This is a genomic window from Microbacterium sp. SORGH_AS_0969 (genome assembly GCF_030818255.1).
GTDB lineage: Bacteria > Actinomycetota > Actinomycetes > Actinomycetales > Microbacteriaceae > Microbacterium.
The window spans coordinates 46,754-62,681 of record NZ_JAUTAG010000001.1; the positions used below are offsets into that span (position 1 = coordinate 46,754).

General features: G+C 69.3%; 14 protein-coding genes. 8 read left to right on the plus strand and 6 right to left on the minus strand.

The window, feature by feature from the left end; translation table 11 throughout:
- Window positions 1–963, minus strand: a complete 963-nt coding sequence (locus tag QE388_RS00195) for an FKBP-type peptidyl-prolyl cis-trans isomerase (RefSeq protein WP_058597038.1) — start codon at window positions 961–963, stop codon at window positions 1–3.
- Between the two features lie 159 nt (window positions 964–1,122).
- On the opposite strand from QE388_RS00195, the gene QE388_RS00200 reads away from it, so the two are divergent.
- The 4 genes from QE388_RS00200 (at window position 1,123) to dhaM (ending at window position 4,278) form a co-directional block, all read left to right on the plus strand.
- Entirely contained in the window at window positions 1,123–1,824 is a 702-nt protein-coding gene (locus tag QE388_RS00200; protein WP_307387020.1) for a 1-acyl-sn-glycerol-3-phosphate acyltransferase, read from the plus strand.
- 98 nt (window positions 1,825–1,922) lie between these two features.
- Window positions 1,923–2,918 (plus strand): dihydroxyacetone kinase subunit DhaK, encoded by a 996-nt coding sequence (dhaK, locus tag QE388_RS00205; protein ID WP_307381999.1) that lies wholly within the window; start codon window positions 1,923–1,925, stop codon window positions 2,916–2,918.
- Entirely contained in the window at window positions 2,915–3,553 is a 639-nt protein-coding gene (dhaL, locus tag QE388_RS00210) for a dihydroxyacetone kinase subunit DhaL (RefSeq protein ID WP_275799328.1), read from the plus strand. Before dhaK ends, dhaL begins: the two co-directional genes overlap by 4 nt.
- Entirely contained in the window at window positions 3,550–4,278 is a 729-nt protein-coding gene (gene dhaM, locus QE388_RS00215; protein ID WP_275799327.1) for a dihydroxyacetone kinase phosphoryl donor subunit DhaM, read from the plus strand. Before dhaL ends, dhaM begins: the two co-directional genes overlap by 4 nt.
- Window positions 4,279–4,295: 17 nt before the next feature.
- Here dhaM and QE388_RS00220 read toward each other — a convergent pair whose 3' ends face one another.
- Window positions 4,296–5,261 (minus strand): sugar-binding transcriptional regulator, encoded by a 966-nt coding sequence (locus QE388_RS00220; protein WP_275799326.1) that lies wholly within the window; start codon window positions 5,259–5,261, stop codon window positions 4,296–4,298.
- 107 nt (window positions 5,262–5,368) lie between these two features.
- On the opposite strand from QE388_RS00220, the gene QE388_RS00225 reads away from it, so the two are divergent.
- The 3 genes from QE388_RS00225 (at window position 5,369) to glpK (ending at window position 9,570) form a co-directional block, all read left to right on the plus strand.
- Window positions 5,369–7,087: a glycerol-3-phosphate dehydrogenase/oxidase gene (locus QE388_RS00225; RefSeq protein ID WP_307382003.1), complete on the plus strand. Its 1,719-nt coding sequence runs from the start codon at window positions 5,369–5,371 to the stop codon at window positions 7,085–7,087.
- A gap of 121 nt (window positions 7,088–7,208) precedes the next feature.
- Window positions 7,209–7,964, plus strand: a complete 756-nt coding sequence (locus tag QE388_RS00230; protein ID WP_307382006.1) for an MIP/aquaporin family protein — start codon at window positions 7,209–7,211, stop codon at window positions 7,962–7,964.
- A 94-nt stretch (window positions 7,965–8,058) separates the two neighbouring features.
- Window positions 8,059–9,570, plus strand: a complete 1,512-nt coding sequence (gene glpK, locus QE388_RS00235; RefSeq protein ID WP_275800096.1) for a glycerol kinase GlpK — start codon at window positions 8,059–8,061, stop codon at window positions 9,568–9,570.
- Between the two features lie 174 nt (window positions 9,571–9,744).
- Here the strand turns inward: glpK and QE388_RS00240 are convergent, their stop codons facing one another.
- Entirely contained in the window at window positions 9,745–12,372 is a 2,628-nt protein-coding gene (locus tag QE388_RS00240; protein ID WP_307382012.1) for a collagen binding domain-containing protein, read from the minus strand.
- On the opposite strand from QE388_RS00240, the gene QE388_RS00245 reads away from it, so the two are divergent.
- Complete coding sequence (locus QE388_RS00245; RefSeq protein ID WP_307382014.1) at window positions 12,290–12,730, plus strand: hypothetical protein; 441 nt, start codon at window positions 12,290–12,292, stop codon at window positions 12,728–12,730. The two genes, QE388_RS00240 and QE388_RS00245, sit on opposite strands and share 83 nt — an antisense overlap.
- A gap of 237 nt (window positions 12,731–12,967) precedes the next feature.
- On the opposite strand, the gene QE388_RS00250 is transcribed toward QE388_RS00245, so the two are convergent.
- The 3 genes from QE388_RS00250 to QE388_RS00260 form a co-directional block, all read right to left on the minus strand.
- On the minus strand, window positions 12,968–14,800 hold the full coding sequence (locus QE388_RS00250) for an O-antigen ligase family protein (protein WP_307382017.1): 1,833 nt from the start codon (window positions 14,798–14,800) through the stop codon (window positions 12,968–12,970).
- 94 nt (window positions 14,801–14,894) lie between these two features.
- The gene (locus QE388_RS00255; protein ID WP_058597030.1) at window positions 14,895–15,374 is read right to left on the minus strand and encodes a hypothetical protein; all 480 of its coding nucleotides are present in this window, start codon (window positions 15,372–15,374) and stop codon (window positions 14,895–14,897) included.
- A 41-nt stretch (window positions 15,375–15,415) separates the two neighbouring features.
- Complete coding sequence (locus tag QE388_RS00260) at window positions 15,416–15,886, minus strand: OsmC family protein (protein ID WP_307382020.1); 471 nt, start codon at window positions 15,884–15,886, stop codon at window positions 15,416–15,418.
- Window positions 15,887–15,928 lie beyond the last annotated feature (42 nt).

The following is a 15,928-nucleotide window of genomic DNA, read 5'->3' on the forward strand; positions in this document are numbered from 1 at the left end:
CTACTGAGCGGCGGGAGTCGCGTGCTGGACGCCGAGGATGTCGACGACGAAGACGAGGGTCGAGTTGGCCGGGATGGAGCCCTTGGCCTGGTCGCCGTAGCCGTCGGCGGGAGGAATCACGGCGACGACCTGCGAGCCGACCGTCTGCCCCTCGAGCGCCTGCTTGAAGCCCGGAACGACGTCGGTCGTCGCGAACTGCGTCGGCGCGCCCTTGTCCCAGCTCGAATCGAACACGGTGCCGCCGTCGTAGAGGACGCCGGTGTACTGAACGATCACGGTGTCGCCGGGGTTCACGACGTCGCCCGTTCCCTGACGGAGGTTCTCGATGCGGGTTTCGGTGGGCGCCGGCGTGGTCGGCACGGTGATCGTGGGTGCACCGTTGTCGGCGAAGGTCACGGTCGGCATGCCCTCGACGGGTGCCACCTCGGTGCCCTCGGCACGCGTGGGCAGCTCGGAGATCGAGTCGGCGACGAGGATGTAGGCCGGCGAGCCCTCGCCGAGCGTTCCCGCGGGGAATGTCGAGACGGTGCGCGAGCCGATCGGCACGCACGACACCGCGGCACCGAAGATCTGCTGGGCGTTGACGATCATGTCCATGCCCGAGGGATCGCTCTTGAGCGAGTCGAGCGCGACCTCGCCGGTGGACGCGTCGATCACGGTGTAGTTCGCCTTGACGAGATCGCCGGCCTTCACCTCGTCGCCGGTGCCCTCGATGAGAGTGCTGCGCTGGATCGCGCTCGGCGCGAATCCGTCGGGCCGGGTCACCGTGACCTCGCCCTTGAAGTCGCCGGACACCTCGAGGCCCGCGGGAACGTCGCCCGTGAACGGCGTCTGGCACTGTCCGGCGTCGGGGCTCGCACTGGCGTCCGGCGTCTGGCTGTCATCGGACGAACCGGCGCACCCGGCCAGAAGCAGCACCGCGACGGCGGCGACGGACAGGGAAGCGATCGGGCGGAAGCGCACGGAGAACCTCTCGAGAGAAGACAGGGAACCCCCATCCTCGCGCATCCGTCTTAGGCGCGGCTGGGAGTCCCCATGCGCGACCCGGCATGCGGCGGCGAGTAATCTCGACGGGTGAGTTCCGACGTGCCCGCCGAGACCCCCGCCGCCGTGCCGCAGCAGATGGGTGCGACGTACGTCCTCGGGCGTTCGCTCATCGCCCCCCTCGCCCGCGCCGTGTACCGCCCGCGCGTCGAAGGACGCGAGAACGTCCCGCGCACGGGCCCCGTCATCTTTGCGAGCAACCACCTGTCGTTCATCGACTCCATCGCGATCCCCGTCGCGGCTCCTCGCCCCGTTCACTTCATGGCGAAGTCGGCGTACTTCGAGAAATGGGCCTCGCGGCAGTTCTTCACCGCGATCGGCGCGATCCCCGTCGAACGCGGCGCCGGGCAGAAAGCCCTCGACGCCCTCGAGCAGCAGCGCGCGCTGCTCGAGGACGGTCGCGCGGTCGCGCTCTACCCCGAGGGCACGCGTTCCCTCGACGGCCGCCTCTACAAGGGACGCACCGGAGTCGCCTTCCTGGCCCTGCAGACGGGCGCTCCGGTCGTCCCGGTCGGCCTCATCGGCACAGACAAGGTCATGCCGGTCGGCGCGAAGATCCCGACGACGAAAGAGCGCATCACGGTCCGTTTCGGCGAGTCCATCGACCTCTCCCCCCACGGGCCCGCCACCTCGGGCCGGGCGCGTCGCGGCGCGACCGACGAGATCATGGCCGCGATCCACGCCCTCAGCGAGCAGGAGCTCGCGAACGCGTACAACGAGGCCCCCGCGCAGAACCCCCTCGAGCGCATCAAGCAGGTGCTCCCGCACGAGCGCCTCTGACGCTCTCCTCCTCGACTTGCTGCTTGACGCGGCGACGCGGGGCGAGCAGGGTCGGGAGTGACGGCCCCGAACCGTCACCGCCACGACGAGGAGGCACCGTGAAGAAGTTCGTCAACGACCCGGCCGACGTGCTGGCCGAGGCCCTGCGCGGCATCGAAGCCGCTTACCCCGAGCTCCGCGTCGACGCGGAGAATCGCGTGATCCTGCGGGCGGAGCCGATCCGCGCCGGCAAGGTCGCCCTCGTCTCGGGTGGAGGCTCGGGCCACGAGCCACTGCACGGAGGCTTCGTCGGACGCGGAATGCTCGACGCGGCGGCGGCGGGCGAGGTCTTCACCTCCCCCACGCCGGATCAGGTGCTCGCAGCGACGCAGGCCGTCGATGCGGGTGCGGGTGTGCTGCACATTGTGAAGAACTACACCGGCGACGTCTTGAACTTCGAGATGGCGGCCGAGCTGGCGGCGGCCGAGGGTGTGCAGGTCGAGGCGGTCGTCGTGGCTGACGACGTCGCGGTCCAGGACTCGACGTGGACCGCGGGCCGCCGTGGCACCGGCACCACGGTCATCCTCGAGAAGATCGTCGGCGCCCTGGCCGAAGAGGGAGCCGACCTCGCCACCGTCGCCGAGCTCGCGCGCCGCGTGTCCGCGGCCGGCCGCTCGATGGGAGTGGCGCTGACCAGCTGCACGGTCCCCGCTGCGGGCCGACCCACCTTCGAGCTGCCCGACGACGAGATGGAGGTCGGGGTCGGCATCCACGGCGAACCCGGTCGGTCGCGCGTGAAGCTGGCATCCGCTCACGAGATCGCGAAGCTCATGGTCGACCCGATCGTCCACGACTTCGGCGACCCGGTCGGGCCGGCCATCGTGCTGCTGTCCGGGCTCGGCGGAACGCCGCTGATCGAGCAATACCTGCTCTACGGCGAGATCGCTCCCCTGCTGGCCGACGCGGGCGTCGTCGTGCAGCGCGTGCTCATCGGCGACTACATCACCAGCCTCGACATGGCGGGAGCGTCGCTCACGGTGGTGAAGGCCGACGATGAGATGCTGCGCCTGTGGGACGCGCCGGTCGTGACCCCGGGACTGCGGTGGGGCGCATGAGCGGCGCCGTCTCGATCGACGATCTCGTCGCCTGGATCCATGCGTTCCGCGACGCCGTCCAGCAGCACAAGGACGAGCTCACGCGCCTGGACTCCGAGATCGGTGACGCCGATCACGGTTCGAACATGGCGCGGGGGCTCGACGCCGTGGTGGCCAAGCTCGACCCCGCACCGGCGACGCCTGCCGAGCTCTTCAAGACCGTCGGGATGACGCTCGTGTCGTCGGTGGGCGGCGCGAGCGGCCCGCTCTACGGCACGTTCTTCCTGCGGATGGGTCCCGCCCTGACGTCGGACGATGCGGATGCCACGGCCCTGGGCGCCGCCCTCCGCGCCGGCGTCGACGGAGTCGTGGCTCGCGGCAAAGCGGAACTCGGCGACAAGACGATGATCGACGCCCTGGCTCCCGCGCTCGACGCGTGGGACACGGCCGTCGCCGACGGCGCCGACCCTGCCGGAGCCGCGCGCGCGGCAGCCGAGGCCGGCGCCCGCGGCCGCGACTCCACCGAGCCGCTCGTCGCGCGCAAGGGCCGCGCGAGCTATCTCGGCGAGCGCAGCGCCGGGCACCTCGACCCGGGCGCCACGTCGGCGACGCTCCTGCTCGAAGCCCTGCGGGACACGCTGGCGGACGCCGCATGATCGGCCTCGTCGTCGTCTCGCACTCGCGCGCCCTGGCCGACGCCGCGATCGAACTGGCCCTGCAGATGGGTGGGGAGAATCCGCCCACGGTGCGCGTCGCAGCGGGCGGGCCCGACGGCGACCTCGGGACGGATGCCGTGGCCATCGCTTCCGCGATCGACGAGGCCGACGGCGGCGACGGGGTGCTCGTTCTGATGGATCTCGGCTCCGCGATCCTCAGTGCCGAGACGGCGTTGGAGTTCGTCGCCGAACCGGATCGTGTCCGCCTCAGCGCGGCACCCTTCGTCGAGGGTCTCGTGGCGGCGGTCGTGACGGCCGCGGGCGGAGCAGGACTCGACGCGGTCGCGACGGAATGCGCGACGGCGGGCGACGCGAAGCGCCGACAGCTGGGGGCGGACACGGACAGCGCCGGTGCGGGTGCGGCATCCGAAACCGCGAAGGCCGCGGAAGGCGCGGCTTTCGAGGCGATGATCACGAACCCGTCGGGCCTCCACGCTCGGCCGGCCGCGACCTTCGTCAAGACCGCGTCGCGGTACGACGCCGACGTGCGTCTCATCGATCTCGACACGGGTTCGGAAGAGATCTCGGCGCGCAGCCTGTTGGCGCTGATGGCGCTGGGCGTGCGTCAGGGATCACGCGTCCGCGTCAGCGCGACCGGCCCCGAGGCGCGAGAGGCCCTGGACGACCTCCGGGCTCTGATCGAGGACGGCTTCGGCGAGCGCTGAGTCTCAGCGCGTGAGGCTCAGCGCGTGACGCTCAGCAGGCGACGGGCGAGGGCCTCTTCGACGACGAGTTCGGTGACGAGTCCCGCCGCGAGGGCGCCGCGCAGGGCGTCGAGCTTCGACAGACTCGACACCACGCAGAACCGCCGCGGGATGCGCCGGACGGTGTCGAGGTCGGGGCCACTCGAGCGGGCGTTCAGCTCGGGGATGTCGCTGGACCCATCGACGCGGTAGAACACCGTCGCGCAGTCGCCGACCACGCCCTCGCGCTCGATCACCGCCCGATCACGCTCGTCGAAGTAGTCGCTGCTGTAGACGTGCGAGGGCACGTCGGCCTGCGGCGAACCCAGGCCGAACACGAAGAGCCCGACGCGGTCCTGGATCTCGAGGACGGAACGCACCGAGCGCTCCCGCCACATCGCACGCTTCGTCTGGGGATCGTCGAAGAGCGCGGGAACCGGGAATTGGTGCACCGACGACGACCAGGCGGTCCCGAACCGCGACAGGATCTCTCCCGCGTACGGGATGCCGCTGGTGCGGACGTTGGCGGCACCGTTCATCTGCACGATGTGGGTGTCGTGCACGTCCTTGGCGGGGACGTGGCGGGCGATCGCCGAGAGCGTCGACCCCCACGCGATCCCCACCGTCATCGAGGACTCGACCCGCTCGGTGAGGATGCGCGCGGCGGTCAGGGCCGTGCGTTCGAGGCGATCGGCCTCCGTCGTGCGTGCGGGCGTGGGCACCACGTGCGCGGCGATGCCGAAGCGGTCGGCGATGCGCTGCGCCATCTGCCCGCGGGCGTCGTCGGGCGGGCTGATCGAGATCGTCACCAGCCCGACGTCGCGGGCGTGCTGCAGCAGGCGCGACACCGAGGAGCGCGAGACGCGCATCTCATGGGCGATGGCGTCCATCGTCAGATCTTGCATGTAATACAGCTGCGCGGCGCGGAGAGCATCCCGGCTGCGGGCTTCTGCCTGGGTCACCATGGGCCCTCCCGTCCGCCCCCATTGTGCACGTTTTTTCAAGGGGCTTGCAACAACGTGCAGACGGGCGCATTCTGTCGGCGTACCAACTACGAAAGGTCGCAGTCGACATGTCGTCCCCCGCAACTTCGCTCCGCGCCGACGTTCAGGCGCTTCGTGACGCCGAAGACATCGACGTCCTCATCATCGGCGGGGGCATCAACGGCCTCGCCACTCTCCGTGACCTCTCCCTGCAGGGTGTGAGCGTCGCCCTCGTCGAGCGCGGCGACTTCGTCTCGGGCGCCTCGTCGGCCTCCAGCCACATGGTGCACGGCGGGATCCGCTACCTCGAGAACGGCGAGTTCCGTCTCGTCAAGGAAGCGGTGACCGAGCGCAACGATCTGCTCAAGACCGCGCCGCACTACGTGAAGCCCCTCGAGACAACGATCCCGATCTACAAGACGTTCTCCGGCATCCTGTCGGCGCCGTTCCGCCTCCTCGTGACCCACGGTCGCGGCAAGCCCAATGAGCGCGGCGCCCTGCTGATCAAGGTCGGCCTGATCATGTACGACACCTTCTCGCGAGACGGTGGCTCGGTTCCCCGCCACACCTTCCTCGGGAAGAAGAAGTCGCTGCAGGCTCTGCCCAAGCTCAACCCCGACCTCGCCTACACCGCGACGTACTTCGACGCGTCGATGCACGACCCCGAGCGCATCGCGCTCGACGTGCTCCACGACGGCATCGTCGCCGGAGCCGGCCGCACGCAGGCCGTCAACTACGTCTCCGCCATCGGCGCAGACGCGAACGGCGTGCGCGTCCGCGACGAGGTCTCGGGCGAGGAGTTCTCGGTCAAGGCCAAGGTCATCCTGAACACGGCCGGCCCCTGGACCGACCTCGCGAACGCCGCCATGGGGCTCAAGACCCAGTTCATGGGCGGCACCAAGGGCTCGCACATCGTCCTCGACAACCCCGAGTTGCTCGCCGCTACGGGTGGACGCGAAATCTTCTTCGAGCACTCCGACGGCCGCATCGTGCTGATCTACCCGCTCAAGGACCGCGTCCTCGTCGGCACGACCGACATCGACGCCGACCCGTCGAAGCCCGTGGTGTGCACCGACGACGAGATCGACTACTTCTTCGACCTCGTCGGGCACGTCTTCCCGAGCATCGCGGTGGACCGCTCGCAGATCGTCTACACCTTCTCCGGCATCCGTCCCCTCCCGCGTCACGACGACACCGCTCCCGGTTTCGTTTCGCGTGACTACCGCATCGTCGAGGACGAGATCGCGGGCGTTCCCGCGATGAGCCTGGTCGGCGGCAAGTGGACCACGTTCCGCGCGCTGGCCGAGCACCTCAGCATGAAGACGCTGCAGAAGCTGCGTCGTCCGCACCGCGTGAGCACGCAGGGACTGCCGATCGGCGGCGGCGCGGGCTTCCCGGCGACCCCCGAGGCGCGCCGTCGGTGGGTAGCCGCACGCACGAATGCTCACTCCCGCGAGCTCGTCGAAGCCCTCCTCACGCGCTACGGCACCCGTGCCGACCTGCTTCTCGAAGCGCTCCCGGCCGAGCCCACTCCGATCGAGCACGCCCCCGGCTACTACGTCGAGGAACTCGAGTGGATCGCCCGCAACGAGCAGGTCGTGCACCTGATCGACGTGCTCCTGCGCCGGACGCACCTCGCGTTCGTCGGCGGAATGACCGAGCGCACGCTGGTCGAGGTCGCCGAGGCGGTCGCCGGTCCCCTCGGCTGGGACACCGACCGTGTCCACGACGAGGTGGAGCGCACCCGCGAGATTCTCCTCACCGCGCACCGCGTCGATCTGGCCGGGGCCGGAGTCGCCGCAATCTGAGAGAACGTGCGGGCGCGTCACCTGTTGCGCGCCCGCACGGCGGTCTTAGGTTCGGATCACCGAGCCGCAACGACGCCCGAGCCGAAGGTGGACGGGCGACAACAGAAAGGTCGATGACGACATGCAAGAAGTCAATCTGGGGCTGTACTTCCTCTCGGAGGTGGTCGGCACCGCGATGCTCATCCTGCTGGGCTGCGGCGTGGTCGCCAACGTCGCCCTGGCCAAGACCAAGGGCAACGCCGGTGGCACCCTGATGGTGAACTGGGGATGGGGACTCGCGGTCTTCGCCGGTGTCATCGTGTCCGCCTACTCGGGTGCCCAGCTGAACCCCGCCGTGTCGCTCGGCCTGCTGGTCGCCGGCAAGATCTCCTTCGTCCAGTTCCTCGTCGCGGTCGCCGCGCAGATGGTCGGTGCGATCATCGGTGCCGTGCTGGCGTGGGCCTCGTACAAGCAGCACTTCGACGACGAACCCGACCCGGCGAACAAGCTCGGCGTCTTCTCCACCGGCCCCGCCATCCGCTCGTACGGCTTCAACTTCCTCACCGAGGTCATCGCGACCTTCGTCCTGGTCTTCGTGATCTTCGGGTTCGCCGACTACGGCGTCGCCGACATCGGCGTCCCCGGTGGCATCGGTGGCCTCGCCGCCGTCCCCGTGGCCCTGCTGGTGGTCGGTATCGGCGCCTCGCTCGGTGGCCCGACCGGCTACGCGATCAACCCGGCCCGTGACCTCGGCCCGCGTATCGCCCACGCGATCCTCCCCATCAGGGGGAAGGGCTCCAGCGACTGGAGCTACGCCTGGGTTCCGGTTGCCGGTCCCCTCGTCGGCGGTCTGCTCGCGGGTCTGCTCGCGCCCGTGCTGCTCCACCTCGGCAAGTAACACCTCAGGGGGACGGTGCGAACCACCCGGCCTGCGCCGCCCCCGCGCTCCGCTTCACCACTTCCTCACCTCTACTAGACAAAGGAGTCCATCCATGGCCGACTACGTCCTCGCCATCGACCAGGGCACGACCTCGACGCGCGCGATGATCTTCGACAAGTCCGGGGGCGTCGTCGCCGTCGGACAGAAGGAGCACGAGCAGATCTTCCCGCGCGCGGGGTGGGTCGAGCACGACCCGCTCGAGATCTGGCGCAACACCCAGGAGGTGATCGGCCTGGCCCTCAGCCGCGCCGACATCACCCGTCACGACATCGCCGCCGTCGGCATCACGAACCAGCGCGAGACCGCCGTCGTGTGGGACAAGAACACCGGCAAGCCCGTCTACAACGCCATCGTCTGGCAGGACACGCGCACGCAGTCGATCGTCGACCGCCTCGCCGACGGCGACACCGAACGCTACAAGAGCATCGTCGGTCTGCCCCTGGCCACCTACTTCTCGGGGACGAAGATCGTCTGGATCCTCGAGAACGTCGAGGGAGCACGCGAGAAGGCGGAGGCCGGCGACCTGATCTTCGGCACCACCGACACGTGGGTGCTGTGGAACCTCACCGGCGGCATCGACGGCGGCGTGCACGCCACCGACGTCACCAACGCCAGCCGCACGCTGTTCATGGACCTCGAGACGCTCGAATGGCGCGACGACATCCTGGCCGACTTCGGCGTTCCGCGCTCGATGATGCCCGAGATCCGCTCGTCGTCCGAGGTGTACGGCACCGTCGAGTCGTCGTCGCTCCTGCGCGAGACCCCCGTCGCCGGCATCCTGGGCGACCAGCAGGCCGCGACCTTCGGCCAGGCCGCTTTCAACCCGGGTGAGAGCAAGAACACCTACGGCACGGGCAACTTCCTGATCTTCCAGACCGGCGAGGAGATCGTCCACTCGAAGAACGGCCTGCTGACCACCCTCGGCTACAAGCTCGGCGACCAGCCCGCGCGCTACGCGCTCGAGGGATCGATCGCCGTCACCGGTTCGCTCATCCAGTGGCTGCGCGACCAGCTCGGCATCATCTCCTCCGCCCCCGAGGTCGAGGCGCTGGCGAGCTCCGTCGACGACAACGGCGGCGTGTACTTCGTGCCCGCGTTCTCGGGCCTGTTCGCGCCGTACTGGCGTCCCGATGCCCGCGGCGCGATCGTCGGCATGACCCGCTACGTCAACAAGGGCCACATCGCCCGTGCCGCCCTGGAGGCCACCGCCTTCCAGACGCGCGAGGTGCTCGACGCGGTCAACGCCGACTCGGGCGTCGACCTCACCGAGCTCAAGGTCGACGGCGGCATGACCGCCAACGACGCGCTCATGCAGTTCCAGGCCGACATCCTCGGCGTACCCGTGGTGCGCCCCGTCGTCGCCGAGACCACCGCGCTCGGTGCGGCTTACGCCGCCGGGCTGGCGGTGGGCTTCTGGGACAACCTCGACGACCTGCGCGCCAACTGGCAGGAGGACAAGCGCTGGGAGCCCGACATGGACTCCGACGAGCGCGACCGCGAGCTGCGTCTGTGGAAGAAGGCCGTCACCAAGTCGATGGACTGGGTCGACGACGACGTGCGCTGAGCGCCCCCGTCAGAACGGAACCCCGTCGGCCTCGCGCCGGCGGGGTTCCGTCGTTTCGTCGAGATCTCGGGGTCCGGATGCCGAGGCGTCCGAGCCTCGGCATCCACCGGCGCCGCGCTGTGCCCGAAGCCTGGGATCAACCCGAGTCGAGGAGCGTCCGATATCCCGACGGTCTCAGTGGCCGGTCCTGGACCGAGGCGGAGGAGTCCGAGAGGTCAGCGCGAGATCCACGCTCCCGGTGATCTTCCCCGCTGTGACGGTGATCGTCCCGGTGCGACAGGCAGGTTGAAGACCCGCGTACTCGCTCGTCTCCGGCAGTGACGCACAGATCTTGTAGGTGCCCGGCCGAACCGAGAGGGCATACCCGCCGGGGGCGCCCCCGCCGGCGTTGGTCCGCACGACGAGCTGGTCCCGCAGGGTGTAAACGGACACCGTCGCATCCTTGAGCCACACCGTCGAACCGGATGCCGTCTTCCCGCTGACCCGACCGGTGACCGTCGCGCCCTGCTCGACCTTGCCCGCCTTCGCTGCTGTTCTCCCCCCGGCGGTCACCGTGACCGCGGTCGCACCCTCGCGAGTGCCGGAGTTGTCCAGCCATTCCGGGGCGTAGTACGGCATCGTGGACGCACCGTATCCACTGATCCCGGTCGGCATGGCGTAGCCGCTGCTGTACGCACCGAATTGGACGCGATAGGTGCCGGCACGGAGCCCGGTGAAGTCGTATCCGCCCGCGGCATCCGTGAGCGTGCTGTACCCCTCACCGTCATCGCCGTCCCGCACAGCGCGGACGGGGATGTTGGCGACGGCCTTCCCGGTGCCGCGGTCACTCACCAGACCGCTCAACTGACCCAGAGCGTCCAGCGCGAGGTTCTTCGTGATGGCCCCGCTCGATGCGGTGAAAGTGATCGACTTCTCTGCGGCCCCCAATGCCCACACGGTGATCCGGTACGTCCGCCCCGACTTCAGCACACTGCCGAAAGAGTAGGACCCATCGGGCGCGGCCGTCGCGTACGAAATCTGTCCGGTCTGCGTGCTCGAGACGACCTCGAGCAACTGCACCCCGGCACCTGAGGCAGCGGCACCGGCCTTGGTGACCTTGCCGGAGAGCGAGGCGTCCGCGCGCGTGGCCGCGATGTTCGCCGTGCTGTTCGCCCCCTTCGTCACCGAGACGGTCGCCGCTTTGCGCCCCCCGTACCAGGCCGTCGGGTACCCCGTGATCTGCGCCGCCACGGTGTACGTGCCGACCGGGAGATTCGCGATGGTGTAGGTCATCCCCGATCCGGACGACGTGGTGTACGAGGAGAAAGCCTGTCCCTTCGCGTCGTAGGCGGTGATGGACGCGAAAGTCGCGTCGGGTGCCGTGACTCGACCCGAGATCGACCCGCCGTCCTTCGGTGCGGTGTCGACCAGTCCGAGGCTCTTCGTCTTACCCGACGACACCGTGAAGTGCGACGCCGCCGCGTCATCGGTCACGCCCCCGAGGTAGTACCTGCCGATGAGCACCGTGTACTCGCCCGGCACGAGGCCGTCGGCCGTGAAGGTGGATCCCGCGGACACGTAATCGCTCTTGACGTACGTCGTCCCGGCCGACGACCAGCGATACAGCCCGACGTAGCCGGCATTCGCGACAGTGAACGTCACCTTCCCCGAGCGGATGACGGACAGATCCTTCTTCACGCTCGAGGCGGACACGGCGAAGTAATCGGCGTAGTCCTTCGAGGCCGCGCTGTCCGACCACGTCGGCACGTACGAAGGCGAGGTGGGCGTCACGAGGGCGACGTACTTGCCCGCCGTCACTCCGCGGATCGTGTAGGAGCCGTCCGCCGCGATGGCGACGGCCGCACCCTGCGGCCCGGACGCCCCGGTGAGCGTGACGGTGCCTGAGGTCAAGGGCGTCGACGTTCCGGCGACCGTGACCTTCCCGCTCACCGTCACCCCAGCGACACCGATATCGACGCTGACCCGTGCACCGGCCTTGACGGCGATGAAGGTCGCGCCCGTGAGCGATGAGGTTCCGCCGGAGAAGACCATCCCGCCAGGAGCCGACGCACCCACGGCGATCGATCCGCCGCCCAGGCCCTGGATCGTGTAACGGCCGGACGCGTCCGTGGACCCTCTGCCGACCACGTTGCCGGAACGATCGTAGGCGGTGACCGCAATACCGGTCACGGGAGTCTTGTCCGCATACGCCACGGTGCCGGTCACCGTGCCGGCCGTCGCCAGCTGCGCTTTCAGGCCGCTGACGGCCTGACCCTTCGCGACGGAAATCGACGTGGCTGCGGCGAGCGTCGACTTGTCGTTCCACCATTCGCCGATCAGGTTCTGACCGTCGGGGCTGCGGAAGGCCAACGTGTACTCACCGGGCAGGAGTCGGGAGAGAGAGAACGAGCCGTTGCTGTCGGTCCCCGTCGAGTTCTGCCACATCCACGAGCCGTCGGACTTTCGATAGACCTCGACTCTCGCAGAGGTCACCGCTGCGCCAGACGTCGTGGTCACCGTCCCCGAGAGCTCGCCGCCCTTGGCCAGCACGACGTTCACGTCCGACTTGGTCTGGCCCGCAGTGACGGTGACGGGCGTCGCTGCCGAGAAGTCGCCGTTCCCCCCGTACCACTGGTCGAGCACGTTGCGTCCGTACGACTGGAACTGGATGTAGTAGGTGCCCGCGGGCAATCCCGAGAACGCATACGATCCGTCGTTCCCCACCGTTGCGGAGTACCAGTTGTCCGACGCCCGGATCGACGCATACGTCGTTCCGCCCGCGAGGTTCACGCCCTGCGGGTATGTCACCTTCCCGGAGATCACCGCCGTCGCAACGGGGACCAAGGAAGGCGGCGGAGCGAGGGTCGGTGAGGGCGACGCAGACGGCTTCGGCGTCGCGGATGCCGACGGCTTCGGCGACCCGGAGGGCCTCGGCGATGCGGATGCCGAAGGCTTCGGCGTCGCTGACGGGGAGGGTGTCGCCGACGGGGAAGGCGACGCGGAGGGCCTCGGCGACGCGGACGCCGACGGGCGAGGAGTCGCAGAGGGCGAAGCGGAAGGGCTCGCCGACGCCGAAGGACGAGGACCCGAGGCGGTGGGACTCGGGCTCGCCGAGACGGACGTCGTGGGACTCGCGGCGACCGACGAGCTTGCCGAGGGCGACGGCGGTGTTTGCGCGTAGGCGCTGGTCGGAGCAATCACCGCCCCGGCGACGAAGAGGGCCATCACCGTGACACGGGCGATGGCACGAAAGGTGCGCGAAACGACTGCAGTGGCCACGTCTTCTCCAGCGACGGGCGTTTCGCCCGTCTCCCCCGGATGCGGCTTGCCGCACCATTCCCCCAAGGCGACACTCGTGTAGCCGCGGTCAAGTAATACCACAGCTCAAGGCCGGAAAACGAAACAGGTGACGCGACCGTTATCCCGTGGCTGCGGGGCAGCTTTCACGGGGGCGATCCGCGCAGATCTGCGTGATCAGAATTCGGGCGTTGGCGAAGTCGGGTCTCTCCTCGAGGATGGCGGAGGCGACCTGCACCGCTCTGTCGAGGTCGCCTGCCATTGCGAGGTCGATCGCGAGATCCTGCCGAGCCGGGATGTCGTGCGGGGCGACTTCGGCCATCCGCTCTCTCACCGCTGCCGCCGCCGTCCAGTCCTGCGCGAGTTCGAGGGTGACGGCCCGCGCGTCGAGAACGGCGAGCGTGTGAGGGAAAGATGCAGCCGCTCGGGCCGTCCACACCCGCGCCGCGTCTGCGGCGTCGGCGTCGCCGGCATCCGACCTGGCTGTCAGCACCTGAGCCGCCAGCGCCACGAGCTCTTTGTCCCATGGTCGTAAGGCCACCGCTGTGGCGAAGCCCGCGTCGGGCGACGCGCCCGCATCGACCCGGGCCGCCGCCGTGGCCATTGGGATCTCGGCCACGGTGGCCAGCGCGAGAGCCACGACGACCGCGGCGCCGACCACGCGCGCCGCGATCATCCGCGGCACGGCGCGGAGTTCCTCGCGCACGGACGCGGGCTCCGCCACGACGATCCCGAGAAGGATCGCCACGAGCAGGAACGCCGCGGGGCCCGTCGGGTGAGCGAGCAGCGCCACAATCGCGACGATCAGTCCCGCGATGCTCCCCAGGAAAACGCCGTTCACATCGTGGCCTCGTCGAAGTCTGCGTGTCACGGTCCGGACGGCCAAGCCCAGGCCGACGGCCATGACCGCCACCAGCACGAGTCCCCCGTCGGACGCGGCATCGAGGATCCAACTGTGTGACGACTCGAGCACCGTGTTGAGGGGGCGGTCGAGGTACCACGACGCGTCCTGAAAGGACGGGACGCGGTCGATGAAGCTCCCGGATCCTGCCCCGACGACGGGGGATGTCGAGAAGACCTGCAGCCCCCACTGCCACAGCGTCCAGCGCTCACCGACGGTCGCCGCAGCCACGGCGTCCGCACCGGTGAGGCGGTCAAGGGCACCGGGCGCCGAGAGCACGACGAACGTCAGGGCGAGGCCCGTCGAGGCTGCTCCGATCGCAATGGTGCGGCCCCGCAGGACGCCCGTGCGCCAGAGAAGCGGAGCCAGCACGATCAGACCGAGGACGGCGGCGAGATAGGCACCGCGCGACGCGGACGTGCCGAGGCCGATCAGCGCACCGATACCGCCCACCGCGACGACGATCCTCAGCACGGTGTCATCGCGGACCCATCTCGCTGCGGCCGCACCGGCGAGCACCATCAGCATCATCGCGCACACGATGCCCTGGTCCGTCGCATTTCCGAAGAGCGATCCCGGTCTCTCCAGATCGCTCGAAAACGGACGCAGTCCGAACGCCTCGAGGACACCGACGAAGGCGACCGCCGTCGCGGCGCCCGACAGGGAGATGAGGAAGGCCCGCACACACGTCCCGTCGGCACGCGATCCGAGCAGAGAAGCCGCGAGCCAAGCGACGCCCAGACCGACGGGCAGCGCGACCAGCGGACCGAGGTAGCGGGGCCACCGGCCGATCAGGCCGACCCACACGTCCGTGCCGTAAAGGACGGAGCCCGCGATGGCCGCGACGACGAGAGCGGCGAAGGCCGAAGCCGCGACGACCCATGCCCAGGTCGGGAGCCTCCCGGTCCTCCTCGCGAAGAGAGCCACGCCCACGGCGACGGCCACGACGAGGTACTTGGGGAACGTCCATCGCAGCATCCCGTCGGGCAGGACCGCGATGATCCCCGCCACGGCGATGCTGACGGCAGCGATCGACGCTCGACTCGACGTCATTCTCATGAGGCAGGTCCCCCGGCTCGCGCGCGCAACGGTGAAGCTCGCATCATCGCCGAGTCGGATGTGTGTCTCCGCGTCGGCAGGGGATCTCTCATCGCTGCGGCTTGGGATAGGCCGCGCGAACCACGTCGGACTGCAGATAGTCCGACACCCCGATGAGCAGGATCGCGAAGAGGATCTGCTCGGTCACCACCCAGAACGGGTAGAGGCCGGGGATCGCTGCGAGCACGAGCGCGACGATCGGGAAGATCCGGCTGAACAGCTGCAACCGCCGGAACGCCCAGTACCACCCGGCTCGCGCACGCCAGAGGAAGTAGAACAGCGTCGTCGTGATCGCGAGCACCACGAGGCACCGCATCCACACCGCGAACCCGACATCGGCACCGTTCAGCGTCATCACCAGAGCGACGACGACCGTGGCGACACCCAGTACGAACCCGAGTCCGAGGAGAAGGGTGATCGCGCGGAACGCCCGATGCACTCTCGGGTCCTCGGGGACATCCACGCGGTGGTCCGCCTGGCGTCCACCCGCGATCCGATCGAGGCGACGGAGGGCCGGTTCGAGCTGCATGCGCTCACTGTACGACGCCGGACCCCGACCGCGCGCCAGGATCAGCCGACGGTGATCTCGGGCTCGTGTCGGACCGGGAAGTTCACCGAGTTCGCGATGAAGCACCACTCGCGCGCCTGCTTGTGGGCGGTCCGGGCCGCTTCGACCATCGACTCGTCAGCGACCCGGACGCGCGGACGCAGGACCACCTCCGTGAAGGCTCCGCCGCTGTTGCCGTCCTCCTGCATGGTCCCCGACGCGTCGTCCTCGTACGCCGTGACCACGACTCCGGTCGTGACGCACGCGTGCAGGTACGACAGCAGGTGGCACTCGCTGAGGGCCGCGAGCAGCAGCTCTTCCGGGTTCCATTTGGCGGGATCGCCCCGGAAGGGCTTGTCAGCGGATGCCGCGATCGCGGGCTTGCCGTCGACCTCCAGCGTGACCGCGCGGTCGTAGTCGCGGTATCCGCTGGTGCCGCTCCCCCGGTCCCCGGTCCAGGTCGAGCGCAGGCGGTAGTGGTGCTCTCCGTTCATGGTCCCAGTCTGCCGTGCTGCCCGCGTGGGAGGGCGACTTCC